Annotated in this window: 26 protein-coding genes; 11 read left to right on the forward strand and 15 right to left on the reverse strand. The window is 62.5% G+C overall.

What is annotated here, in order from left to right:
- Position 1: 1 nt before the first annotated feature.
- The 8 genes from JYG36_RS20330 to JYG36_RS20365 form a co-directional block, all read right to left on the reverse strand.
- The gene (locus JYG36_RS20330; protein WP_093386051.1) at positions 2 to 1,237 is read right to left on the reverse strand and encodes an RNA polymerase sigma factor; all 1,236 of its coding nucleotides are present in this window, start codon (positions 1,235 to 1,237) and stop codon (positions 2 to 4) included.
- Positions 1,237 to 1,728 (reverse strand): SRPBCC family protein, encoded by a 492-nt coding sequence (locus JYG36_RS20335; RefSeq protein WP_045193421.1) that lies wholly within the window; start codon positions 1,726 to 1,728, stop codon positions 1,237 to 1,239. Before JYG36_RS20335 ends, JYG36_RS20330 begins: the two co-directional genes overlap by 1 nt.
- A gap of 19 nt (positions 1,729 to 1,747) precedes the next feature.
- Complete coding sequence (locus JYG36_RS20340; protein WP_045193422.1) at positions 1,748 to 2,092, reverse strand: YciI family protein; 345 nt, start codon at positions 2,090 to 2,092, stop codon at positions 1,748 to 1,750.
- An 86-nt stretch (positions 2,093 to 2,178) separates the two neighbouring features.
- Complete coding sequence (locus JYG36_RS20345) at positions 2,179 to 2,613, reverse strand: YybH family protein (protein WP_045193423.1); 435 nt, start codon at positions 2,611 to 2,613, stop codon at positions 2,179 to 2,181.
- 314 nt (positions 2,614 to 2,927) lie between these two features.
- Entirely contained in the window at positions 2,928 to 3,587 is a 660-nt protein-coding gene (locus JYG36_RS20350) for a LysE family translocator (protein ID WP_195885915.1), read from the reverse strand.
- 81 nt (positions 3,588 to 3,668) lie between these two features.
- Positions 3,669 to 4,001: a type II toxin-antitoxin system HicB family antitoxin gene (locus JYG36_RS20355; RefSeq protein ID WP_195885914.1), complete on the reverse strand. Its 333-nt coding sequence runs from the start codon at positions 3,999 to 4,001 to the stop codon at positions 3,669 to 3,671.
- Positions 3,998 to 4,252, reverse strand: coding sequence for a type II toxin-antitoxin system HicA family toxin (locus tag JYG36_RS20360; RefSeq protein WP_213602109.1), 255 nt, complete (start codon positions 4,250 to 4,252; stop codon positions 3,998 to 4,000). Before JYG36_RS20360 ends, JYG36_RS20355 begins: the two co-directional genes overlap by 4 nt.
- Positions 4,253 to 4,309: 57 nt before the next feature.
- The gene (locus tag JYG36_RS20365) at positions 4,310 to 5,266 is read right to left on the reverse strand and encodes a threonine dehydratase (RefSeq protein WP_195885913.1); all 957 of its coding nucleotides are present in this window, start codon (positions 5,264 to 5,266) and stop codon (positions 4,310 to 4,312) included.
- 87 nt (positions 5,267 to 5,353) lie between these two features.
- Here JYG36_RS20365 and JYG36_RS20370 point away from each other — a divergent pair, with 87 nt between their 5' ends.
- The 3 genes from JYG36_RS20370 (at position 5,354) to ada (ending at position 8,464) form a co-directional block, all read left to right on the forward strand.
- A complete protein-coding gene (locus tag JYG36_RS20370) occupies positions 5,354 to 6,697 on the forward strand; it encodes an aminotransferase-like domain-containing protein (RefSeq protein ID WP_213602111.1) in 1,344 nt (447 codons plus the stop codon).
- The gene (locus JYG36_RS20375) at positions 6,697 to 7,326 is read left to right on the forward strand and encodes a DNA-3-methyladenine glycosylase family protein (RefSeq protein WP_213602113.1); all 630 of its coding nucleotides are present in this window, start codon (positions 6,697 to 6,699) and stop codon (positions 7,324 to 7,326) included. The genes JYG36_RS20370 and JYG36_RS20375 overlap by 1 nt, the downstream gene beginning before the upstream one ends.
- A gap of 76 nt (positions 7,327 to 7,402) precedes the next feature.
- The gene (gene ada, locus JYG36_RS20380; protein WP_213602114.1) at positions 7,403 to 8,464 is read left to right on the forward strand and encodes a bifunctional DNA-binding transcriptional regulator/O6-methylguanine-DNA methyltransferase Ada; all 1,062 of its coding nucleotides are present in this window, start codon (positions 7,403 to 7,405) and stop codon (positions 8,462 to 8,464) included.
- A gap of 6 nt (positions 8,465 to 8,470) precedes the next feature.
- Here ada and JYG36_RS20385 read toward each other — a convergent pair whose 3' ends face one another.
- Both JYG36_RS20385 and JYG36_RS20390 read right to left on the reverse strand, forming a co-directional pair.
- Positions 8,471 to 9,100, reverse strand: coding sequence for a lytic polysaccharide monooxygenase auxiliary activity family 9 protein (locus tag JYG36_RS20385; RefSeq protein ID WP_213602116.1), 630 nt, complete (start codon positions 9,098 to 9,100; stop codon positions 8,471 to 8,473).
- Positions 9,101 to 9,199: 99 nt separating this feature from the next.
- A complete protein-coding gene (locus JYG36_RS20390) occupies positions 9,200 to 9,457 on the reverse strand; it encodes a DUF2790 domain-containing protein (protein ID WP_045193430.1) in 258 nt (85 codons plus the stop codon).
- Between the two features lie 396 nt (positions 9,458 to 9,853).
- On the opposite strand from JYG36_RS20390, the gene JYG36_RS20395 reads away from it, so the two are divergent.
- A complete protein-coding gene (locus tag JYG36_RS20395; protein ID WP_349628985.1) occupies positions 9,854 to 10,195 on the forward strand; it encodes a GNAT family N-acetyltransferase in 342 nt (113 codons plus the stop codon).
- Here JYG36_RS20395 and def read toward each other — a convergent pair.
- The 3 genes from def to JYG36_RS20410 all read right to left on the reverse strand — a co-directional run bounded on the left by def (position 10,147) and on the right by JYG36_RS20410 (position 12,008).
- Positions 10,147 to 10,686: a peptide deformylase gene (gene def, locus JYG36_RS20400; protein ID WP_093386093.1), complete on the reverse strand. Its 540-nt coding sequence runs from the start codon at positions 10,684 to 10,686 to the stop codon at positions 10,147 to 10,149. The two genes, JYG36_RS20395 and def, sit on opposite strands and share 49 nt — an antisense overlap.
- A complete protein-coding gene (locus JYG36_RS20405; RefSeq protein ID WP_093386097.1) occupies positions 10,676 to 11,662 on the reverse strand; it encodes a YihY/virulence factor BrkB family protein in 987 nt (328 codons plus the stop codon). The genes def and JYG36_RS20405 overlap by 11 nt, the downstream gene beginning before the upstream one ends.
- A 166-nt stretch (positions 11,663 to 11,828) precedes the next feature.
- Complete coding sequence (locus tag JYG36_RS20410) at positions 11,829 to 12,008, reverse strand: CsbD family protein (RefSeq protein WP_045193435.1); 180 nt, start codon at positions 12,006 to 12,008, stop codon at positions 11,829 to 11,831.
- A 206-nt stretch (positions 12,009 to 12,214) separates the two neighbouring features.
- On the opposite strand from JYG36_RS20410, the gene JYG36_RS20415 reads away from it, so the two are divergent.
- Positions 12,215 to 12,595 carry a hypothetical protein gene (locus tag JYG36_RS20415; RefSeq protein WP_038996550.1) on the forward strand — a complete coding sequence of 127 codons (381 nt, stop codon included), beginning with the start codon at positions 12,215 to 12,217 and terminating at the stop codon, positions 12,593 to 12,595.
- On the opposite strand, the gene JYG36_RS20420 is transcribed toward JYG36_RS20415, so the two are convergent.
- A complete protein-coding gene (locus tag JYG36_RS20420; RefSeq protein WP_045193436.1) occupies positions 12,596 to 13,432 on the reverse strand; it encodes a CvfB family protein in 837 nt (278 codons plus the stop codon).
- A 145-nt stretch (positions 13,433 to 13,577) separates the two neighbouring features.
- Here JYG36_RS20420 and JYG36_RS20425 point away from each other — a divergent pair, with 145 nt between their 5' ends.
- The gene (locus tag JYG36_RS20425; protein WP_093386102.1) at positions 13,578 to 14,447 is read left to right on the forward strand and encodes a DUF6279 family lipoprotein; all 870 of its coding nucleotides are present in this window, start codon (positions 13,578 to 13,580) and stop codon (positions 14,445 to 14,447) included.
- Positions 14,448 to 14,614: 167 nt separating this feature from the next.
- Here JYG36_RS20425 and aceK read toward each other — a convergent pair whose 3' ends face one another.
- Complete coding sequence (gene aceK, locus JYG36_RS20430) at positions 14,615 to 16,336, reverse strand: bifunctional isocitrate dehydrogenase kinase/phosphatase (RefSeq protein WP_045193438.1); 1,722 nt, start codon at positions 16,334 to 16,336, stop codon at positions 14,615 to 14,617.
- A gap of 186 nt (positions 16,337 to 16,522) precedes the next feature.
- Between aceK and JYG36_RS20435 the strand changes: the two genes are divergently transcribed.
- The 5 genes from JYG36_RS20435 to JYG36_RS20455 all read left to right on the forward strand — a co-directional run bounded on the left by JYG36_RS20435 (position 16,523) and on the right by JYG36_RS20455 (position 21,186).
- Positions 16,523 to 17,407, forward strand: a complete 885-nt coding sequence (locus tag JYG36_RS20435; RefSeq protein ID WP_093386111.1) for a DMT family transporter — start codon at positions 16,523 to 16,525, stop codon at positions 17,405 to 17,407.
- A gap of 334 nt (positions 17,408 to 17,741) precedes the next feature.
- Positions 17,742 to 18,578 carry an ABC transporter ATP-binding protein gene (locus tag JYG36_RS20440; protein ID WP_045193440.1) on the forward strand — a complete coding sequence of 279 codons (837 nt, stop codon included), beginning with the start codon at positions 17,742 to 17,744 and terminating at the stop codon, positions 18,576 to 18,578.
- Positions 18,579 to 18,617: 39 nt separating this feature from the next.
- Positions 18,618 to 19,616, forward strand: coding sequence for an ABC transporter substrate-binding protein (locus tag JYG36_RS20445; protein WP_213602118.1), 999 nt, complete (start codon positions 18,618 to 18,620; stop codon positions 19,614 to 19,616).
- A gap of 29 nt (positions 19,617 to 19,645) precedes the next feature.
- Complete coding sequence (locus JYG36_RS20450) at positions 19,646 to 20,422, forward strand: ABC transporter permease (RefSeq protein WP_045193442.1); 777 nt, start codon at positions 19,646 to 19,648, stop codon at positions 20,420 to 20,422.
- Positions 20,422 to 21,186, forward strand: coding sequence for an SDR family oxidoreductase (locus JYG36_RS20455; protein WP_093387658.1), 765 nt, complete (start codon positions 20,422 to 20,424; stop codon positions 21,184 to 21,186). Before JYG36_RS20450 ends, JYG36_RS20455 begins: the two co-directional genes overlap by 1 nt.
- Positions 21,187 to 21,197 lie beyond the last annotated feature (11 nt).

The following is a 21,197-nucleotide window of genomic DNA, read 5'->3' on the forward strand; positions in this document are numbered from 1 at the left end:
CCTACAACTCGGCCAGGCGGCGCTCGATAAAGCGCCGCTCGGGGCCCTGACGGGTCAGCTCGAGGGCACTGCGATAGGCCTCGCGGGCGTGATCCAGGCGGCCCAACTGGCGGCACAGTTCGGCGCGGGCCGAATGGGCCAGGTGATAATCCTGCAACTGGCCACGGGCCAGAATTGCCTCCACTGCCGCCAGCCCCGCCTCGGCGCCATCGCGCCGGGCCAGAGCCGCTGCGCGGTTGAGCTCGATCACCGGTGACGGCCAGCGCTGCAGCAGCACATTGTACAAACCGACGATTTCATCCCAGTCCGTTGCCTCGGCACTGGCAGCTTCAGCGTGCACGGCCGCTATCGCTGCCTGCAGGCTATACACACCAAACTGCTGACTGCGCAGAGCTTGCTGCACCAACTGGCAACCTTCAGCTATAAATGCACGGTTCCACAGGCTGCGGTCTTGCTCATCAAGCAGTACCAACTCCCCCTCGGCGTCGCTGCGCGCCTGTTGCCGCGAGGCCTGCAAAAGCATCAAGGCCAACAGCCCGAGCACCTCCGGGTCAGGCAGCAGCTGCTGGAGCAAACGCCCCAGGCGGATCGCTTCATCGCTCAGGTCGTGGCGCATCAGGCTCTCACCCGACGACGCCGAGTAGCCCTCGTTGAACACCAGGTAGATCACCCGCAATACGCTATCAAGGCGCTCCGGCAGCTCGGCCAGCGACGGCACCTGGTACGGTATGCGCGCATCGCGGATCTTGGCCTTGGCCCGCACGATGCGCTGGGCGATGGTCGCCGGGCTCTGCAAAAAGGCGCGGGCGATTTCTTCGGTGGTCAGGTCACAGACTTCGCGCAAGGTCAGCGGCACCTGGGCATCGGCGGCCAGCGCCGGGTGACAACAGGTGAAGATCAGGCGCAGGCGGTCGTCCTCCAGTTCTTCGTCATTCACCTGAACCTCCTCTTGCGCCTCCAGCGCCTGCATCAACTGCACCTGGGAACGGTCGAAGCGCGCACGCCGGCGCAGGCTGTCGATAGCCTTGAAGCGCCCGGTAGACACCAGCCAGGCCCGCGGGCTTGCCGGAATGCCGTCGCGTTGCCAGCGCTCCACGGCAATGAAAAACGCCTCGTGCATGGCCTCTTCGGCCAGATCGAAGTCGCCCAACAAGCGAATCAGCGTCGCCAGGATGCGCCGCGACTCCTGACGGTAGACGGCCTCCAGTTGCGCCCGTACCTGTGCCAGCGCTGCCATCAGTCGGGCATCTGCGTGGTCACCAGCGCCACCAGGCGATCCAGGCTCTCACCCCAGCCCCGGTGAAAGCCCATCTCTTCATGGGCCTGGCAATCGGCGGCACTCCAGTGCCAGGCGCGGGCGGTGTACTGGGTCTTGCCGTGGACATCGTCAAAGGTCACCACGGCGGTCATGAACGCCTTGTTCGACGGCACCCAGCCTGGGCCGAAGGCATCGGTGAAGACGATCCGCGCCGGCGGCACGATCTCCAGAAACACGCCCTGGTTCGGGTATTCGCTGCCGTCCGGGGCACGCATCACCGTACGAAACAAGCCGCCCACCCACAGCTGCATTTCGCATTCCGGCGTGGTCATGCCGTTGGGCCCCCACCACTGGGCCAGCAGTTGTGGCTCGGTCCAGGCGCGAAACACCTTGCGCCGCGGCGCATCGATCAGGCGCGTCAACGACAACTCATGCTGCGCCTTGGGCGGCTCGGGGTGTAAAAGGCTCATCGTGTTGTGCTCCTCGGGTTCAGGGTTGCAAGTCGCGCACCGGCCGCACCTCGACACTGCCGACTCGCGCTGCGGGAATGCCCTTGGCAATGTTCAACGCCTCATTGAGGTCGCGGGCATCGACCAGATAGAAGCCGGCCAGTTGCTCCTTGGTTTCGGCGAACGGGCCGTCGGTCAGGCTCATCTGCCCGCCGCGTACACGCACGGTGGTCGCGGTCTGCACCGGCTTGAGCGCCTCGGCGGCGAGCATCCGGCCGCTGCCCTGGACCGACTCGGCATAGGCCATGCACTCGGCGTCGGCCGGGCTTTCAGGCAGGCTGTGCAGCAGACTTTCATCACAGTAGACCAGGCACAGGTATTTCATCGTCGTCTCCACCGCTGGGGATACTATGGCGGCAGTTCGCACCGCCTTGAAAAGCGCGATTCGGCATAACTTTCGGGGTTTTCAGCTCAAGGCTTGAGCGAGAACAGCGCGGCACCGGATTCCATGTCGAACGGTGCCGACCAATGCTCATGAATCACCTTCCACTGCCCGTCGATGCGCTGGTAGCCAACGGTCGCGCGCATATAGCAGCCTTGATCCTCACCGCCTTCGCTGCTGGCCGGACCACAGCGGTTGAGCCAATGGGCCAGGGCCAGTTCCGGCGTGGCGTGGATCTGCAGTTGCTCGATTTCGAAGATCATCTCGCCGGGGCAGTGATCCATGCAGGCCTGCCAGTGGGCGCGATAGGCGGCTTTGCCCTGGAACTGCAATTGCTGGATGGCATCGAAGGCGCGAATGTTCTCGGCGTAAGGCGCGGTAATGGCCTCGACATCGCGCGCGCGTACGGCGGGAAGCCACTGCTCGATGAGTTGGCGGATTTCGTTCTCGGCGGCACTGTTCATGGTCGTGTCCTCTGTGCGATAGGGCGCCGGATGCTCGGCGCGTTCACAGATGGTCGAATGGCAGTGGTTGAAATCGACAGGCTAGGGAAATGGATAACCCAGCAACCTCAATTTCGGGACTAAAAAAAGAGCCCCTTGCGGAGCTCTTGGCGTTACTGCGCAAGAAAACCGTCGCCAGAGCGCTTGGCGCGTTTAGCGGCGTGTTTTTCCTTGGCGGTTTTCAGTGGCTTTTTTTTCGTCATCTTTTTTGCATCCAGACCTTTCATCGAAGATCCTCCTGCCTGACGGCACCTGCGCACCGGTGTCCCGAATCATTATAGACCCGGGGTAGCCGCAGGCACGGCAAGGATGAACTCGCGGTAACCGGAAAGGATCACGTAGCCAGCAAAGTAACAGAAGATGCCCGCCGACAGCAGGTACGACCAGGTCAGCAGGCGGTCACCCAGCAGGCGCCCGCCATGACTGGCAATACCGCACAACGACAGGCACCAGATCAGCCCGGCGGCAAAAAAACCGCTAAGAAACAGCCCGGCCTCAAGCAGGCTGCCGCCCCCTGAACGGGAAATCAGCACCCCGCCGACCGCGGCAAACCAGAGGATGGCGCTGGGCGAGGACATGGCCAGGAAGATCCCGCGCAGGAACTCGCGCCAGCCCGATTCGATCACCACTGCGCCGGGGGTCTGCAGATGGGTGTTGCCGCGCAGCGCCGCCAGCAGCATCTTGATGGCAAACCATACCAGCAACACCGAGCCGCCCAGCCACAGCACCCAGCGCACCGTTTCAAATTGCAGCAGCACGGTCATCCCGGCCAGCGCCGCAATGGCATACAACAGGTCACCGACACAGGTACCCAGCCCCAGCCAGAAACCCTGCAAAAAACCCCGCTGCATGGCCAGGGTGATCATGGCGATATTGGCAATGCCGATATCCAGGCACAGCGACAAACTCAGCAGAAATCCGTTTGAAAAAGGCATCGACGTTCCGTAACCGCGGTTGATGGCAGGCGCTATTAAAACGGTTTTCTGCTGAGCTGTATTGGAAGAAATTGCCTTTATTCAGGCCTGTGCTGCGCGCTCGAAAACTTCATCGGCCCATTGGTTGAGGCTCTTGCCTGCCGATTGAGCGGCGATGGTCGCCGCAGCATGGACTTCTGGCCTGATACGCAGCATGACCTTGCCGGAAGCGGGTTTTTCCGGCTTGACCCCACGCTCGGCGCAATCGGCCAGGTAGTCATCCAGGGCCAGGTGAAACGCCTCGTGCAACTGCCTGACGGCGCTGGCGTGAAAGCTGATGATGTCACGCACCCCCAGGACACGTCCGACGAAAATATCGTCCCGTGGGTCGTATTCGACTCGGGCGGTGTAGCCCTTGTAGTTCATAGTGTTCATGGTTGAACTCCTGCCCGTAGAAGAAACTCGCGGGCTTCTTCCACCTGATATCGCTTGGCCTCTTTGCCCGGGTGCGGCCGGTGACAGCGCCAGAGCTGACCACCCAGGATCAACTTGACCCTGGAACCCTCACGTTCCTGCACTTGCCCGCCCAGGTACAGCACCAGCGCCTCGATGTCGGTAAACACCAGGCTGGCGCTGGTCGGGGTGCGGAAGACGCTGTCGAGGATCTTTCGATATCGATTGTTCATCGGAAAATGCTATCAAAATAAGATAGCACTTTTTCCAATGCTTCAATTCAGGATTTTTCAATCGCCCGCCAGCACCTGCGCATACCGCTGCCGGTCAATGTTCGCCCCGCTGAGGATCACCGCCACCTTGCGCCCCTGCTGGCGCTCGCGCTCCTGGATCAGTGCGGCAAGCCCGGCGGCGCCTGCGCCTTCGGCGGTGTTGTGAGTGTCTTCGTGGTAGATGCGCATGGCCCGGGCCACTTCTTCGTCGCTGACGCGCACGATGCGTGCGGCATGCTGGCGGATGATTTCAAAGGCTTCGGGCAACGGCATGCGGCAGGCCATGCCATCGGCGAAGGTGTTGGCCGTGGCGGTGGTGACGATGCGGCCCTGCTCCAGGCTCTGGGCAAAGGCGTCGGCGGCGCTGGAGACCACGCCGACGATCTCGGTGCGCAGGCCCAGCAGGTTGCGCGCCTGGATCAACCCGCAGATGCCCGAGCCCATGCCGATCGGCACGTAGATGCAATCCAGCTCGCGCACGGCTTCCAGCAGCTCCAGCGCGTAGGTGGCGACGCCACGGATCAACTCGGGGTGAAACGGTGGCACGCTCTCGTAACCATGCAACTGGGCCAGGCGTGCGGCCTCTTCGCGGGCCTGGTCAAAGTCGGCGCCGTGCTCGATCAGTTGGGCGCCCAATGCGCGCATCGCCGCGTTCTTTTCCAGCGAGTTGCCCTCGGGCACAACGATGATAATCGGCAGCCCGGCATTGCCCGCAGCCAGGGCCATGCTCTGGCCGTGGTTGCCGCGGGTGGCGGTGACCAGGCCACGCACCGCCGGCTTTTGTGCCCGCAGCCACTGCACATACATCAACCCGCCGCGCACCTTGAAGGCGCCGGTCGGGGCATGGTTTTCATGCTTGACCCAGACTTCGCAGCCCAGCCGCTCGGCCAGGCGCGGCCAGGCGTACTGAGGGGTGGCGGGTACGCTGGCATGAACCAGGCGGGCAGCTTCGCGCAGGGCTGGCAGGTCGAACATGGAACACCTCGGCAGGATCGGATTTGACCTGATCCTAGTCGCCGCGCATTGTATGGGTAAATTCCTATATTGCATGGCCAACAATAAATGTGGACCCCTACCCTCTGCGACGATGCCCAACCGCGCTACCTGGCCCTGGTCGATGCAATAGCCATTGCCATCGAACGCGGCGAGCTGAAAGTCGGCGAACGCCTGCCGCCACAACGGCGCCTGGCCTGGAACCTGGGGCTCAACCCGAGCACCACCCAGCAGGCCTACCGTGAGGCGGCGGCACGCCATTTGGTTTCCGGTGAAGTCGGCCGTGGCACCTATGTGCTGGCTGGCAGCAAGGAGGCCACGCTGTTTCGCCTCAAGCAACGCGACGTGCAATCGAGCCTGATCGACCTGTCGACCAACGTGCCGGTGATCGAGCCGGCCAACCGCGACAGCGAAAACACTTTGCAGGCGCTGCTTGAGGAGGGGCTGGCGGCTTGCCTGGATCACTACCTGAGCGCCGAAGAGTTGCTGCGCGCTCGCGTGCACGGCGCCGCCTGGCTGGCCAACCGCGGTTTGCAATTGAACGAGCGGCAATTGCTGCTGTGCGGCGGCGCCCAGCAGGGTTTGTTCACGGTGTTGCTGTCGCTGTGCCAGCCGGGTGAAACAGTGCTGGTCGAGGCCCTTACCGCCCCCGGCATCAAGGCCGCCTGCCGGCAATTGCGCCTTCCCTTGCATGGCATCGCCCTGGACGATCAGGGCATTGTTGCCGACGACCTCGACCGGGTCGCCAGGGCCACCGGTGCACGGGTCATGGTCCTGACCCCGAGCCTGCACAATCCAACGGGTGCGTGCATGAGTAGCGCCCGCCAGCAGGCGATTGCCGAGGTGGTCGCGCGCCATGACCTGCTGGTAATCGAAGATGATGTCTACGGCGCACTCACCGACCAGCCGCCGCTATGGCGAATGCTCGGTGAGCGCGGCCTGTTGATCAGCAGCCTGTCGAAAACCGTGGGCGCCGGCCTGCGCCTGGGCTGGATTGTGGCTGACCCGCTAGTGTTGGAACAGATTGATCCGCATGCCCAGGCCACTCACTGGCAGGTGTCGCCGCTGAACCTGCAGATCGCCTGCCGCTGGATCGCCGATGGCACCGCACAAAGGCGCCTGGCCTGGCAGCGCGAGGAAATCACCCAGCGCTGGCGCCTGGCGTGCAAGGTGCTCGGTGGCCACCTGCTTAACACCCGCCAGCCGTCGCCGCACATCTGGGTCAAGGCCGGGCTCAGCGCCGCGCGCTTGGCCGAGGCCTGCCGGGCCCATGGCGTGGCGGTGGTGCCAGGCGAGGTGTTCGCGGTAAAACAGCATGAGCTGGCGGCAATCCGTATCAGCCTGTCGGCCGCTGGCAGCCGCGCCGAACTCAAGCAGGCACTGGAACAAGTGGCCAAGGCACTGGAGGCCTGATGAGCACGCACGCATTCTATACCGAGGCACAAACCTGCCTCGCCGCACTCAACCCACAGTGGGCTGCGCACATCGAGGCGATTGGCCCGTGCCTGCACCAGCCCAAACCCACCCGTGACCCGTATCAGGCACTGGTGCGGGCTATCGCCTACCAGCAACTGCATGCCAAGGCCGGCGATGCGATCCTCGCGCGCTTTCTGGCGCTCTACCCGGGCAGCGCCTTTCCAAGCCCCGAGCAGGTGCTGGCGACCACCCCGGAGCAGTTGCGCGCCTGCGGCTTCTCAGCGAGCAAACTGGCAACCATCCAGGGCATCGCCCGGGCGCGCTTCGACGGCCTGGTGCCGGACTATCAGCAGGCTCTGATGCTTGAAGACGAGGCACTGATCGAACGCCTGGTGAGCCTGCGTGGCGTGGGCCGCTGGACCGTCGAGATGTTGCTGATCTACACCCTGGAGCGCATGGACATCCTGCCGGCCGACGACTTCGGCGTGCGCGAGGGCTACCGCCGCTTGCAGGGCCTGCAAGGGCAACCGACACGCCGGCAGATGATCGACCTGGGCAAGCACTGGAGCCCCTACCGGACCGTGGCCGCCTGGTACCTGTGGCGAGTGCCGGCCACTCGAGTTTGAACGCAAGACCCGGAGTTTTTCCGCAGCGCCAAAGCCGTAGCCTGAACCCATCGATCAACGCCAGGAGCACCCCGTCATGAGTACAGGCAAACCACGGATCAGCGAATCCGACCCACGCTGGCAGGCCATTCTGGCCCGCGACCCGGCCGCTGACCAGGCCTTCGTCTATGCCGTGCGCACCACCGGCGTGTACTGCCGGGCGAGCAGTAGCTCGCGCCTGCCGCGCATCGACAACGTCGAATTTTTCGACAGCGCCGAACAGGCTGAAGCCGCCGGGTACCGGCCAAGCAAGCGCCGCGGCGCCGACCAGACCCACGTTGCCGAACAGCACCGGGCCCAGGTCACCCGCGCCTGCGCTTTGATCGAAAACGCCGACCCGGCGCCGAGCCTGAACCAGCTGGCCGAGCAATTGAACCTGAGCCCTTTCCACTTTCACCGGGTGTTCAAGGCCGTGACCGGGCTGACGCCCAAGGCCTATGCCTCGGCCCACCGCGCGCACAAGGTACGCACGCAGTTGCAGCGGGCGGCAACGGTGACCGATGCCCTGTACGAGGCCGGGTTCAATTCCAACAGCCGCTTCTACGAATCGAGCAACGCGCGCCTGGGCATGACCCCGGGGGCCTATCGCGACGGCGGTGCCAACACTGAAATCCGCTTTGCCATCGGCCAGTGCTCCTTGGGGGCAATTCTGGTGGCGCAGAGTGAACGGGGGATTTGCGCAATACTGCTCGGTGACGATCCGCAGGCGCTGCTCAATGACCTGCAGGACAAATTCCCCAAGGCCAACCTGATCGGCGGCGACGCCGGGTTCGAAACCCTGGTGGCCAGGGTCGTGGGCTTTATCGAAGCGCCGGGCATCGGCCTGGACCTGCCGCTGGACCTGCGCGGCACGGCGTTCCAGGAGCGAGTCTGGCAGGCGCTGCGGGCGATCCCGGCTGGCAGTACAGCCAGTTATGCCGAGATCGCTCAGCGCATCGGCTCTCCCAGGGCGGTGCGCGCGGTGGCCCAGGCTTGCGCGGCCAATGCCCTGGCTGTGGCCATCCCGTGTCACCGGGTGGTGCGCAGCGACGGCAACCTCTCGGGTTACCGCTGGGGCGTGGAGCGCAAGCGTGAGCTGCTGGCGCGCGAGAGCCAGTGAGGCGGGTTACTGGAAGTTGACGTCGAAAGCCTGGTAAAAGGCGTTGCCGGTGTCAGCGACCAGCCACAGCAGCACGATTACGTGATGGCCTTTTTTGTTGGCCGGTAGCTTGACCTCGTGCTCGACCTTGGCCACGAGTTTGTCCGTATGGGCCCAGCGCGGCACATAGGGATAAATGTCATCGGCAAAGGGCGTGGTTTCAAGTTGCGCGCGGGTGATGCGTTTACTCTCGTCCCAGCTATCCTTGGTAATAAACCAGCGATAACCGCGGGTGAGGTGTGGCGCCGTGTAAGTCCACTCGACCTTGAAGTTTTGCCCTGGTGTCACGTTCAGCAATGGCCATTTAAATTCATGGCCGAGCTTGGCGCTCATTTCGGCATTGGTAAAGTTGACACAATCGCGCTTATCCTGCCGACCGCCACTGAGGATATAGCCGTCTGCCGGGGGTACTGTACTTTGTACATCGTCTTGATAAGGCGCAGGTACGGGGCCGGCGACCGTGTCTGGAAAATTCTTGCCGCCTTCCATTTCATTGACTTCGGACACCCCCAACAACTTCAGCTCAATCGCCGTGGAACCGCGACTGGCAGGGGTAATCACTCGACCGTGACGCAGAATCTTTTCAGGGCTGTTCATTGCAATCACTCCATGTGAGATAAGAAAACCTGTCCACCCTGGACCCGTTTGACCCTAGCTCAAGCCCTGCAATGCGCAACCCAGAGGCGCCGAACGGTATCAGCCGTTGCTGCAGCCGTCGCCCATGGCGCGGTATTCGATGATGTGGCGCTGACCTTGGTGGTCTTCGTAGGTCATGGTTGCCGGTACCACTTCACAGACATTGGGAATGGTCGACAGGCTGATGACCTTGGCGATATCCAGGTTGGTGCTGTAGTCGTACTGCTCGACAACCGGTTGCGCCGCGGCGGTATTGATTTCATCCGCCAGGGCGAACGAAGAAACAGCAACCAGGGCAACTGCAATTAAACGTTTCATGATAATAGGCCTGCAAAGCAATCAAACTAATCGATTGACTTCATTTGCCAATAAGGGCGCGGAGAAGTTGTTATATCAAGCGATGGGACATAACACGAAGACCCGACCCCACTACAACTTATTCTGTGGGATGTGGTTAGTTTACAAGGTACTTCAGGCCGTTAAATCACGAAGCCGGACAATCACTGTTACCACTTGTGCAACAATAACCCCGAGGCACGCCCCTCGACATTGATTGACTTGCGGTGTAAAAGCCCGGGGTAGAGCCATTGCCAGATCAAACCTGTGACCCGTTTACGCTACTGCCCATTGCTTGCGCCCGAGCGGCCCTTGCTGAATAAATTCTATCGAAACCACGGCTCGCCCATGCGCGCAGCGGCCCAGGGTCGACTTTGGGTGGCCCGAGCCGAGGAAATCGTCGCCGCCTTGTGCCTGAGTGAAGTGCCCGGCGGCCATTGGCTGACCGGCTTGTTCGTTGCCCCCGCCTGGCGCGGCCAACAGCTCGCCGGGCGCTTGATCGACGCGGCGCTGGCTGAGTTGCAAGGCAATATCTGGCTGTTCTGTCACCCGGACCTGGCAAGCTTCTACGCCCACCAGGCCTTCACCAGCACCGACGCCCTGCCTGCGCCACTGGCCGAGCGCCTGCAGCGCTACCAGCAAAGCAAGCCGCTGCTGGCGATGGTGCGGGTTCAGTCGTCGCTGGCCGGGTCCAGCCCGGGGAACAGCACCTCGGTATAGCCGAAGCGGCTGAAGTCGTGAATGCGCGAGGGGTACAGGCGGCCGATCAGGTGATCGCACTCATGCTGCACCACCCGCGCATGAAAGCCTTCGGCGTTGCGCACGATGGGCTGGCCCTGGGGGTCGACGCCTTCGTAGCGAATCCGCTGGTAGCGTGGCACCACGCCACGCAGGCCCGGCACCGACAGGCAGCCTTCCCAGCCATCTTCGACCTCGGTGCCCAAGGGCGTGATCAGCGGGTTGAGCAAAATGGTTCGCGGCACCGCCTCGGCATCCGGGTAGCGCTCGCTGCGCTCGAAGCCGAAGATCACCAGTTGCAGGTCGATGCCGATCTGCGGCGCGGCCAGGCCAACGCCGCCGACATGCTCCATGGTTTCGAACATGTCGGCGATCAGCCGCTCAAGCTCGGCGCTGCCGATCATGTGCGCCGGCACCGGCGGGGCGATGCGCAACAAGCGCTCATCGCCCATTTTCAGGATGTCATGAATCATGCTGGCTTCGACTCAAGGGTTCGCTGGCAGGCGTGGTTTCATGATCGAGGGAATGATCGCGACCCAGCCCGGATACATGCTTTTTATCATGCTCAGGGGCCACGCCATCAAAGTCTTTTTCGCCAGGGTCCTTGCCTTCCTCGGACATATGCTCGATCACCGCGTTCATCTCAGCGCCCAGCAGCAGTACGGCAGCAGAAATATAGAAGTACAACAGCAGGACAATGATCGCACCGATACTGCCGTACATGGCGTTGTAGTCGGCGAAGGTCTTGACGTAATAACCAAAGCCCAACGAGGCGATGATCCACACCACCACCGCCAGCACCGAACCCGGGGTAATGAAGCGAAACTTCTGCTTCACATCGGGCATCACGTAATAGATCAGCGCCACCGCGACCATCATCAGAATGATGATCGCCGGCCAGCGCAGCACCGTCCACAAGGTGACGATGAACTCCTGCATGCCGATCTGCGCGGCAATCCATTCCATCACCTGCGGCCCCAGCACCATCAGCGCGGCGGCCGCCAGAAGCATGCCGGCGATACCGACGGTGTAGATCACCGACAGCGGAATGCGCTTCCACACCGGGCGCCCTTCGACCACATCATATGCGGCGTTCATGGCGCTCATCATCAGCCGCACGCCGGCTGAAGCGGTCCACAGGGCAATGACGATACCCACCGAGAGCAAGCCGCCCTTGGACTGCTGCAATTGGTCGATCACCGGGTTGACCTGCTCCAGCGCCTGGGGCGGCAACACCAGTTCCGACTGCAGGCGCAGCCAGGAGAAGAAGTCGGGCAAATGCAGGAAACCGATCAGGGCGATCAAAAACAGCAGGAAGGGGAACAGCGAGAACAGCATCTGGTAGGCCAGCGCCGAGGCATAGGTGGACATCTCGTCATCAAGAAATTCCTTGACCGTGCGCACCAGCACACGGTGCAACGGCAAGCCGCGCAGGTCGGGAAAAATCATAGCGTCTCCTTTCGCCGCTCGAGGTTCATGGGCGGGCTCCTCACACACTCATCTGACAGGTACGTCCTGAAGTCTAATCGACGATCGCCTCAAAGTTGCGATTGATTGCTGCAGATAGCACAACGGCCACCCGAGGATGGCCGTCGTCCCGCCCTGCTCACAGGGTTCAAGGCTTCTTCACGGCATCCTTGACCTTGCCGACCACTTGCTGGGCTTCGCCTTTGCGCTCCTGCAGTTCGCCTTCGGCGCGCAGACGATCATTGTCGGTCACTTTGCCGACACCTTGCTTGATGTTACCAACAGCCTCATTGGCCATGCCTTTGACTTTATCTTTAGTGCCACTCATGGGAGTTCTCCTGAAGGGGAAATAACACGCTGTCAGAGTCGACAGTCTGTGGACCCGTGGCCGCTTGCGAGAGTTTCAATTATTTTCGGCGGCCGCCTGTCGAGCGCACAGGGGCAATAGAGAGGCCAGCGAGCAACGTCGCTTTATGTTTCATCGCGTTGCCAGCACAATAAGCGACCTTTCAAGCGTCACCCGTAGGAACCTGCATGAAACTCGACAAACCCACCGCCATCGCCCGCCGCAACCAGGAACTGGAACGCCCCGTGCTCAACAGCGACAACACCCTGTTTGCCGTGCTCGACACCAAGCGCAGCCTGTGGTGGTTCGATGTGCCGGTGAAACTGCTGCGCAAGGGCCAGCCCGACTGGGTCAACCTGCTGCTGCACACCCCCGAAACCGACGAGCTGCAGCATTTGAAGGTGCCGGTGAACTACCTGCAGGCCCATCAGGAAAAAATGGAAGTGCGCCACCCAGGCAAGCGTCGCTCGACCATCAGCCTGGCGCTGAGCGCCGATCGCGACTCGCTGCTCAAAGACCTGCGCCCAGGCGGTGAGAACCTGAGCTTTGCAGGCTTCAAGCAGGTCTGATCAAGCCAGTTCGATGCGGTCGGCGTGGATGACGATGCGGCCATCCTTGTACAAGGCACCGATGGCCTTCTTGAAGTTGCCCTTGCTGACCCCGAACAGATCGCTGATCAACTGCGGGTCGCTCTTGTCGCTGACCGGCAGCACGCCATTGGCGTCCTTGAGCTTGGCGAGGATCTTGTCGTGCAGGCTGTTGGCCAGGTCCTGGCCGATGGGCTGCAGGCTCAGGGCAATCTTGCCGTCGCTGCGCAGCTCTTTGATATAGCCCTTCTCCTGCTTGCCCGAACGCAGGAACTTGAACACCTCGTTCTTGTGAATCAGGCCCCAGTGCTTGTTGTTGATGATCGCCTTGAAGCCCATCGGGGTTTCTTCGACCACCAGCAAATCAACCTCCTGGCCGACCTTATAGTTGGCCGGCACCTTGTCCAGGTAGCGGTCCAGGCGCGCGGTTGCAGTGATGCGGCGGGTGCGCTTGTCGAGGTAGGCATGCACCACGCAGTACTCGCCGGCCTTCATCTGGCGCTTTTCTTCGGAGTACGGCATCAGCAGGTCTTTGGGCAGGCCCCAATCGAGGAAGATGCCGATGCTGTTGATTTCCTTGACCTTGAGGCTGGCGAAGTCGCCGACCTGCAACTTGGTCTTTTCCGTGGTGGCGATCAGTTTGTCTTCGCTGTCGAGGTAGATGAAGACGTTCAGCCAGTCCTCGACCTCGGTGGGCGTGTCCTTGGGGATGTAACGGTTAGGCAGCAGGATTTCGCCGTCCGCCCCGCCGTCCAGGTACAGACCGAAGTCTGTGTGCTTGACCACTTGCAAAGTGTTGTAACGCCCAACTAAAGCCATTTCCGGAAATCCTCGTTGCGAGCGGGGCATTCTACACCTCACGCGGCGATTGCGCCCGGTCGCCGATGACGGCCTGTCAGCAAAATGAACCGCACAGGCCAGCCCTGTTCTATAAAGACAAGCAAGCCTTCGCAAGGATTCGCTCATGTACGCCTGCCTGTCCAAGTACCTGCGCACCGTTCTGTTGCTGGTGATATCGGCCTTGCTGGTGGTCGCCTGCAACCGTATCGACCTGGCCTACCGCAACCTCGACATGCTGGTGCCCTGGTCGCTCAACGACTACCTGAGCATGAATCGCCAGCAAAAAACCTGGCTCAATGAACGGCTCAAACAGCAACTGGCCTGGCATTGCCGCACGCAACTGCCCGGCTACCTGACCTGGATCGACGAAATTCAGGCGATGGTCGCCCGCAATGCGATAACCGACCAGCAGTTGCAGGTACGCACTGAAGAAGCCCGGCAGGCGATTGCCAAGGTCGCCGACCAGATCACTCCGTCGGCCGCCGAACTGTTGCGCAGCATGGATGACGAGCAAGTGCGGGAAATGCGCGAAGCCTTTGCCGACGACATTCGCGAACGCCAGGCCAAATACGTCAATACCCCACTGGCGCGGCAGATCGAACGCCGTGCCGAGCGTATGGAAAAACGCTTGAGCACCTGGCTGGGCGAGCTCAGCCCGCAGCAAAAACTTCGAGTCATGACCTGGTCCCAGGGCCTGGGCGAGCAGAACCGCCAGTGGATCGCCAACCGCGCCCATTGGCAGGCACAGTTCAGCGCAGCCATGGACCAGCGCCACAGCGACAGCTTCGAGCCACGCCTGGAGATCCTCCTGAAAAAGCGCGAAAGCCTGTGGACCCCGGAGTACCGGATCGCCTTCCAGCGCACCGAGCAGGAGGCGCGGCGCTTGTTGGTGGATGTGATGGCGCAGAGCAGCGAACAACAGCGCCAGCACCTGGAGCAGAAGCTTGCGCAGGTGCGCCAGAGTTTCAGTGAGTTGAAGTGCTTGAAGGGGTAGCGGCCGCATTCAACGGTAGGAGCGGGCTTGACCCGCGATGAGGCCAGTACAGCCAGCAAACCAGGAGTTGCCTGGCATACGACCGCTACGCGCTCGATCGCGGGGCAAGCCCGCTCCCACAGATTCACCCTCATTCCTGTGGGAGCGGGCTTGACCCGCGATGTTGTTCAGCCCTCCCGGCACTTGCGCCGGTACGGGAACACATCGATCACTTTGCCGCCGCGGATCGCCGCCTGCAGGCTCTTCCAGTAGTCGGCGTCGTACAACTCGCCGTGCAGCTGGTTGAACAACCGGCGCTGGCCGCTATCGGCGAACAGAAACGGTGGAAACTCCTCGGGGAACACGTCCAGCGGGCCGATCGAGTACCAGGGCTCTGAGGCCATTTCATCCTCCGGCGTGCGCGGCGGCGGGATATAGCGGAAGTTGACCTCGGTCAGAAAGCAGATTTCGTCGTAGTCGTAGAACACCACCCGCCCGTGCCGGGTAACGCCAAAGTTCTTCAGCAGCATGTCACCGGGGAAGATGTTCGCCGCCGCCAGTTGCTTGATGGCCAGGCCGTAGTCTTCCAGGGCCTCGCGTACCTGGGCGTCGTTGGCGTTTTCCAGGTAGAGGTTGAGCGGGGTCATGCGCCGCTCGGTCCAGCAGTGGCGGATCAGCACGGTGTCGCCGTGCACTTCGACGGTGGACGGCGCCACTTCCAGCAGTTCGGCCAGGCACTCGGGCTCGAACTTGCTCAAGGGGAAACGAAAATCGGAGAACTCCTGGGTATCGGCCATGCGCCCGACGCGGTCGACGCTTTTTACCAGCCGGTACTTTTCGATCACCGTGGCGCGGTCGACGTTCTTCGACGGCGAGAAGCGGTCCTTGATGATCTTGAATACGGTGTTGAAGCCCGGCAGGGTAAACACGCTCATGACCATGCCACGCACGCCCGGGGCCATGATGAAGCGGTCATCGGTGCCGGCCAGGTGGTTGATCAGCGCCCGGTAGAACTCCGACTTGCCGTGCTTGTAAAAGCCGATCGAGGTGTACAGCTCGGCGATGTGCTTGCCCGGCAGGATGCGCTTGAGAAAGCCGACGAACTCGGCCGGCACCGGTACATCGACCATGAAGTAGGAGCGGGTGAAGGAGAAGATGATCGACACCTCGGCTTCGTCGGTGATCAGCGCGTCGACCTCGATGCCGTGGCCCTCGCGGTGCAGCAGCGGGATCACCAGCGGCCATTGCTCGTCCTGGGTGTACAGGCGCCCGACCAGGTAGGCGCCCTTGTTGCGGTACAACACCGAGGAAAACAGCTCGACGGCCAGGGCCGGGTCTTTGCAGACCCAGTCCGGCAGGTTCTCGCGCAGTTGCCCCTCGAGGCGTGCCAAGTCGCCGGCAAGGTCCGCATACGGCACATCGAAGCGGTAGTCGGCAAACACCTGCGCCAGCAATGCGCTCAAGCCGCTTTGTGGCCGATAGGTGCGGGTTTGCGCTGCCCGCTCGTGGCTGCGCAGCGAGGGCCGGGTGGTGTGGATGAACATGCAGCCATCGCTGATCAGGTCATGGCTGAACAGGCTGCAGAAGATCGAGTTGTACCAGGTCTCGGACAGTTCATCGTCCAGGCGCGGGTCGATCAGGCCTATATAAGCACTTTTGACCAGCGGCCACAGCGCGACGTCGAGCAGCACCTCGCCCTCGAAGCCCTGGCGCAGCCAGCCGCTGACCTCGCTGACTTTTTCCTCATACAGATTGATGCGCGCCGCCGAGGCGCTCTGGGTCTGTTGCCACTGGGCCTGCTCGAATCGCTCGCGGGCGCCGTCGGTGATCTGGCGGAAATGCTCGCGGTAATCGTCGAAGCCATCGAGGATCATCCGGGCGATATCGGCGGCCGGCCATTGCTGGGGCATACGTCAGACCTCTGCGGGAATGTCAAAGCCTGAGCTTAGCCAGTCGCCACGGGCAGGGAAAGCCTGTTGGCGCGGCTGTATCGGCCAAACTCGCCGGGTGCTGAATTCAAGCGCAAGAAAGGGAGAGAGCGCAGGCTGCGATGTAACGTAAACTCGCGCCCTGCCCCAAAGGACCCGGAGAGCCCCATGAGCCCCATCGCCATATCCCGCCTGTTGATTCTTGCTGCTGTCTGGGGGGCGAGCTTTCTGTTCATGCGCATCATCGCGCCGGTGCTCGGCACCCTGCCAACGGCGTTTTTCCGCGTCTCCATCGCCTGCCTCGGCCTGCTGGTGATTCTCGCCCTGCTGCGGGTGCGCTGGGACTTCAATGGCAAGCTCAAGGCCTGCCTGGTGCTGGGCATGATCAACTCGGGGATACCCGCCACCCTTTATTCAGTGGCCGCCCAGGTGCTGCCGGCCGGCTACTCGGCGATCTTCAATGCCACCACGCCGCTGATGGGCGTGCTGATTGGCGCGTTGTTGTTCCGTGAACCGCTGACCCTGGCCAAGCTCAGCGGCATCTTCCTCGGCCTGTTCGGGGTTGGCATTCTCAGTGGCGCGGGGCCGGTGGCGTTCGACGCCAAGCTGTTGCAAGGCGCCCTCTCGTGCCTGGCGGCGACCGCCTGCTACGGCCTGGCCGGCTTTCTCGCCCGGCGCTGGCTCGACCAGCAAGGCGGCCTCGACAGCCGCCTGTCGGCGCTGGGCAGCATGATGGGCGCAACCTTGCTGCTGTTACCGTTGTTCGGCTACAGCGTGCTCACCCAGCCGCCGGCAAGCTGGGGTGGCTGGCAGGTGTGGGCGTCGTTGCTGGGCCTGGGGCTGGTGTGCACCGCCTTTGCCTACATCCTGTATTTCCGCCTGATCAGCGAGATCGGCCCGGTCAAATCCAGCACCGTGACCTTCATGATCCCGGCCTTCGGTGTGCTCTGGGGCGCCTGGCTGCTGGACGAGCCACTGTCGATGGCGCACCTGTATGGCGGGCTGTTGATTGCCGTGGCGTTGTGGCTGGTGCTCAAGCCAGCTCGCGCCTGACAGGTTAATGCTTGTTCCTGTGGGAGCTGCCAAGCCAGCTTCCACAGTTTCTGGTTTCACCCCTGAAACCAGCCCTTCACTCGCGTTACCGAAAAAAGCCTCTTTTCATTGCACCCGCCATTGCCACGCGCAGTTGTTGTGCAATTTCGTGCCATATAGAAAACCTTGTTTCATATATAAAACAAACAAGTTTTCCTGTTAATCCAATAACTCACTAATAAATAAGCACTTTTCAAATAAAACAGGGCCAATACACATTTGGCATTGTTCATGCACTAAACCGCGTATCACCTATAAAACAGACCAGAGAGCTTCCCCAATGGCTGTGAAAGAGATGTACGCAATCCCCTCTCAATGGAATACGCCGCACTCCAAGGAAGACCTGGAGCCGACCGAAATCGAATTTCGCAATGTCGGTAAATGCTTCCCGGCCAAGGGCAAGGCCGAGGCGCCCTTTGCCATTCGCGAGGTGAACTTCAAGATCCGCCGCGGCGAGGTGGTGTCGATCATCGGCCCGTCCGGTTGCGGCAAAAGCACCATCCTCAACATGGGCTCGGGCCTCTACCGCCCCAGCGAAGGCGAAGTTTTCGTCGGTGGCGAAGCGGTGGTCGGGCCGGTGCGCAAGGTCGCCTTCATGCTGCAGAAGGATCTTTTGATGCCCTGGCGCAGCATCCGCCGCAACGTCGAGCTGGGCCTGGAAATCCAGGGCATGCCCGCCGCCAAGCGCCAGCCGATTGCCGAAGATCTGCTCAATCGCTGCCACCTGCAAGGCTTTGCCGACCACTACCCGTTCCAGCTGTCGGGCGGCATGCGCCAGCGCGCCGCCCTGGCCCGGACCCTGGCCATCGACCCGCAGGTGCTGTTCCTCGACGAGCCGTTCTCGGCCCTCGATGCGCAGACCAAGATGATCCTGCAACAGGACCTGGCGCGGATGCTGTTCGAAGAAAAGAAAACCGCGCTGTTCATCACCCATGACCTGGTCGAGGCGATTGCCATGTCCGACCGCCTGCTGGTGATGAGCGCCCGCCCCGGCACCATCATCGAAGAAATCACTGTCGACCTGCCGTTTCGCGACAACCCGCTGGAGCGCCGCAAGCTGCCGGAAATCGGCCCGCTGGCCGGGCGCCTGATGGAACTGCTGAAAGTCGGCGAAGACACCGAACTGCATTGATCAACGGCCACCGGCCCATCAACCGATTCAGGAGTACGCATGTTCAAGTCCCTGCAACGCCTGGCACAGGCTTCAGTCATCGCCCTGGGCCTTGGCCTGGCGCTCAGCGCCCAGGCAGAGCCGACCAAGGTCACCTACCTGCTGCCCGCGCCGCCCAACTCGCCGGCTTTTGCGCCGTGGATCATCGCCAAGGAAAAGGGCTACTACCGTGCCAGGGACCTGGACCTGACCTTCATCGCCGCCAAGGGCGGAGTCGATGTCGCCAAGCAGATCGGTGCCGGCAACGCCATGCTTGGCGGCGCCATCGGTGACACCCCGATCGTGGTCCGCGCCAACGGTATTCCGGTGCGTGCGGTGGCGGTGCTCGGTGCCGGCGGGGTGACCATGATCGCCACCAACGCCGGCGAGAACATCCAGTCGATCAAGGACCTCAAGGGCAAGACCCTGACCGTGATGTCCTACTCCGACACCACCTACTACGCCCTGCTCGCCTCGCTGCGCAAGGCCGGCCTGAACAAGACCGACGTCGATATCCAGGCCGCCGGCCCCTCGGGGGTGTGGCAGCTGTTTTCAGCCAACAAGGCCCAGGCCATGGCCGGGGTGCCGGACTGGGTGGTGAATGCCGAAGAGGCCGGGCTGAAGATCAGCCTGATTCCGCAGAGCGAAATCTTCGAGAGCATGGCCCAGGCGATCCTCGCCTCGGACGACGCCATCAACAACCAGCCGCAGGTGGTCGGCGGCGTGGTCCAGGCCACCCTGCAGGGCATGCGCGACATCATCCAGGACCCGAAAGCCGCCGCCGCCACCTTCGCCAAGGCCGTGCCGGCCTACGCCGGCAAGGAAGCGGCGCTGGAGAAAACCTTGCGCCTGTATGTCGAGCACGTCTACGCCAACCAGACCGTGCTCGGGCGCATCGACCCGGCGCGCCTGGACGCAGTGCGCAAGTTCTACGTCAGCGAAGGCATCGTCGCCAAGGAACCCAAGCTCGACGAGCTCTACAGCAACCAGTTCATCGAAACCACCACGGCCGCGCAATAAGCCTGGATGCATAACAAGGTATTAGCCCGATGAGAAACCTCAACACCTCCGTGCTCGGCAGCGTCGCCCTGCTGATCCTGTTCCTGCTGCTCTGGCAGTGGGGCCCCGGCCTGCTCGGCATGCCCGAGTTCGTCATGCCGCAACTGAGCCGCGTGGCCCAGGAAAGCCTGGTGATGTGGCAGTCCAGCGGCCTGCTGCAGCACACCCTGATCACCGCCTTCGAGATCATCGTCGGCTTTGGCCTCGGCGCCCTGCTGGGCGTGGCCATCGGCGTGTCGCTGGGCCTGTCGCCGTCGGCCGAGGCCATGCTCTCGCCGTACATCCTGGCCCTGCAGATCGCCCCGAAAGTCGCCTTCGCGCCGCTGTTCGTGATGTGGCTGGGCTACACCATCTACCCGAAGATCCTCATCGCCATCCTCATCGTGTTCTTCCCGGTGATGATCAACGTGCTCTCGGCAATCCGTACCGTTGACCCGGACATGATCAACCTGGTGCGCACCATGAACGCCAGCCGCTGGCAGATCTTCCGCCTGGTGGAGTTCCCCTCGGCCATGGCCGCGCTGTTCTCGGGCCTGCGCATCGCCTCGACCCTGGCGGTGATCGGCGTCACCGTCGGCGAACTGGTCGGCGGCAACCAGGGCCTGGGCTTCCTGTTGGTCGACGCTGAAGGCCAGGGCAACACCGCCGGGGTCTTCGTCGCCATCGTCATGCTCACCCTGATCGGCGTGCTGGCCTACGGCGCGGTGGTCTGGGCCGAGAAACGCGTCCTGCACTACCTGCCCAAAGCCATGCTGAGTACCCAATGATGAACCCATTCAAAACCATGCTTGAAGGCCGCCGCGTGCTGGTCACCGGTGGCGCCCGTGGCCTGGGCTATGCCTTCGCCCAGGCCATCGGCCAGGCCGGTGCCCGCGTGGTGATCGCCGATATTCTCCAGGAGCGCGTGCTGCAGGCCGCCTGCGAGCTGCGCGAGCAAGGCTTGCAGGTGACCGGCGTGACCCTCGACCTGGGCAACCCGGAGTCGATCACTGCCTGCGTCGCCGAGACAGTTGCCGAGCTCGGCGGCCTCGACGGCCTGGTCAACAACGCCTCGATCACCAACTCCGGCGGCAAGACCTGCGAGCAACTGGACATCGACACCTGGGACCAGGTCATGCAGGTAAACGTGCGCGGCACCTGGCTGATGACCCGCGCCTGCCTGCCGGCCCTGCGCGCCAGCGCCAAGGGCGCGGTGATCAACCTGGCCTCCGACACCCCGCTGTGGGGCGCACCGAACCTGCTGGCGTATGTCGCCAGCAAGGGCGCGATCATCGCCATGACCCGCAGCCTGGCCCGTGAACTTGGCACTGACAACATCACCGTCAATGCCATCGCCCCCGGCCTGGTGCTGGTCGAGGCCACCGCCTATGTGCCCGAGGCGCGCCACCGCCTGTACACCGAACAACGGGCGCTTCAGCGCCCGCAACTGCCAGAAGACGTCAGTGGCGCCGTGCTGTTTGCCCTGTCCGACCTGTCGCGTTTCATCACTGGACAAACCCTGCCGGTCAACGGCGGGTTCGTCATGCCTTGAGCAAGGAGAAA

The organism is Pseudomonas sp. SORT22, from assembly GCF_018417635.1.
GTDB lineage: Bacteria > Pseudomonadota > Gammaproteobacteria > Pseudomonadales > Pseudomonadaceae > Aquipseudomonas.

Coding starts and splice junctions, on each gene's coding strand:
- JYG36_RS20330 (WP_093386051.1), bottom strand. CDS start 1,237: ATGGCAGCGCTGGCACAGGTACGGGCGCAACTGGAGGCCGTCTACCGT.
- JYG36_RS20335 (WP_045193421.1), bottom strand. CDS start 1,728: ATGAGCCTTTTACACCCCGAGCCGCCCAAGGCGCAGCATGAGTTGTCG.
- JYG36_RS20340 (WP_045193422.1), bottom strand. CDS start 2,092: ATGAAATACCTGTGCCTGGTCTACTGTGATGAAAGTCTGCTGCACAGC.
- JYG36_RS20345 (WP_045193423.1), bottom strand. CDS start 2,613: ATGAACAGTGCCGCCGAGAACGAAATCCGCCAACTCATCGAGCAGTGG.
- JYG36_RS20350 (WP_195885915.1), bottom strand. CDS start 3,587: ATGCCTTTTTCAAACGGATTTCTGCTGAGTTTGTCGCTGTGCCTGGAT.
- JYG36_RS20355 (WP_195885914.1), bottom strand. CDS start 4,001: ATGAACACTATGAACTACAAGGGCTACACCGCCCGAGTCGAATACGAC.
- JYG36_RS20360 (WP_213602109.1), bottom strand. CDS start 4,252: ATGAACAATCGATATCGAAAGATCCTCGACAGCGTCTTCCGCACCCCG.
- JYG36_RS20365 (WP_195885913.1), bottom strand. CDS start 5,266: ATGTTCGACCTGCCAGCCCTGCGCGAAGCTGCCCGCCTGGTTCATGCC.
- JYG36_RS20370 (WP_213602111.1), top strand. CDS start 5,354: ATGTGGACCCCTACCCTCTGCGACGATGCCCAACCGCGCTACCTGGCC.
- JYG36_RS20375 (WP_213602113.1), top strand. CDS start 6,697: ATGAGCACGCACGCATTCTATACCGAGGCACAAACCTGCCTCGCCGCA.
- ada (WP_213602114.1), top strand. CDS start 7,403: ATGAGTACAGGCAAACCACGGATCAGCGAATCCGACCCACGCTGGCAG.
- JYG36_RS20385 (WP_213602116.1), bottom strand. CDS start 9,100: ATGAACAGCCCTGAAAAGATTCTGCGTCACGGTCGAGTGATTACCCCT.
- JYG36_RS20390 (WP_045193430.1), bottom strand. CDS start 9,457: ATGAAACGTTTAATTGCAGTTGCCCTGGTTGCTGTTTCTTCGTTCGCC.
- def (WP_093386093.1), bottom strand. CDS start 10,686: ATGATTCATGACATCCTGAAAATGGGCGATGAGCGCTTGTTGCGCATC.
- JYG36_RS20405 (WP_093386097.1), bottom strand. CDS start 11,662: ATGATTTTTCCCGACCTGCGCGGCTTGCCGTTGCACCGTGTGCTGGTG.
- JYG36_RS20410 (WP_045193435.1), bottom strand. CDS start 12,008: ATGAGTGGCACTAAAGATAAAGTCAAAGGCATGGCCAATGAGGCTGTT.
- JYG36_RS20415 (WP_038996550.1), top strand. CDS start 12,215: ATGAAACTCGACAAACCCACCGCCATCGCCCGCCGCAACCAGGAACTG.
- JYG36_RS20420 (WP_045193436.1), bottom strand. CDS start 13,432: ATGGCTTTAGTTGGGCGTTACAACACTTTGCAAGTGGTCAAGCACACA.
- JYG36_RS20425 (WP_093386102.1), top strand. CDS start 13,578: ATGTACGCCTGCCTGTCCAAGTACCTGCGCACCGTTCTGTTGCTGGTG.
- aceK (WP_045193438.1), bottom strand. CDS start 16,336: ATGCCCCAGCAATGGCCGGCCGCCGATATCGCCCGGATGATCCTCGAT.
- JYG36_RS20435 (WP_093386111.1), top strand. CDS start 16,523: ATGAGCCCCATCGCCATATCCCGCCTGTTGATTCTTGCTGCTGTCTGG.
- JYG36_RS20440 (WP_045193440.1), top strand. CDS start 17,742: ATGTACGCAATCCCCTCTCAATGGAATACGCCGCACTCCAAGGAAGAC.
- JYG36_RS20445 (WP_213602118.1), top strand. CDS start 18,618: ATGTTCAAGTCCCTGCAACGCCTGGCACAGGCTTCAGTCATCGCCCTG.
- JYG36_RS20450 (WP_045193442.1), top strand. CDS start 19,646: ATGAGAAACCTCAACACCTCCGTGCTCGGCAGCGTCGCCCTGCTGATC.
- JYG36_RS20455 (WP_093387658.1), top strand. CDS start 20,422: ATGAACCCATTCAAAACCATGCTTGAAGGCCGCCGCGTGCTGGTCACC.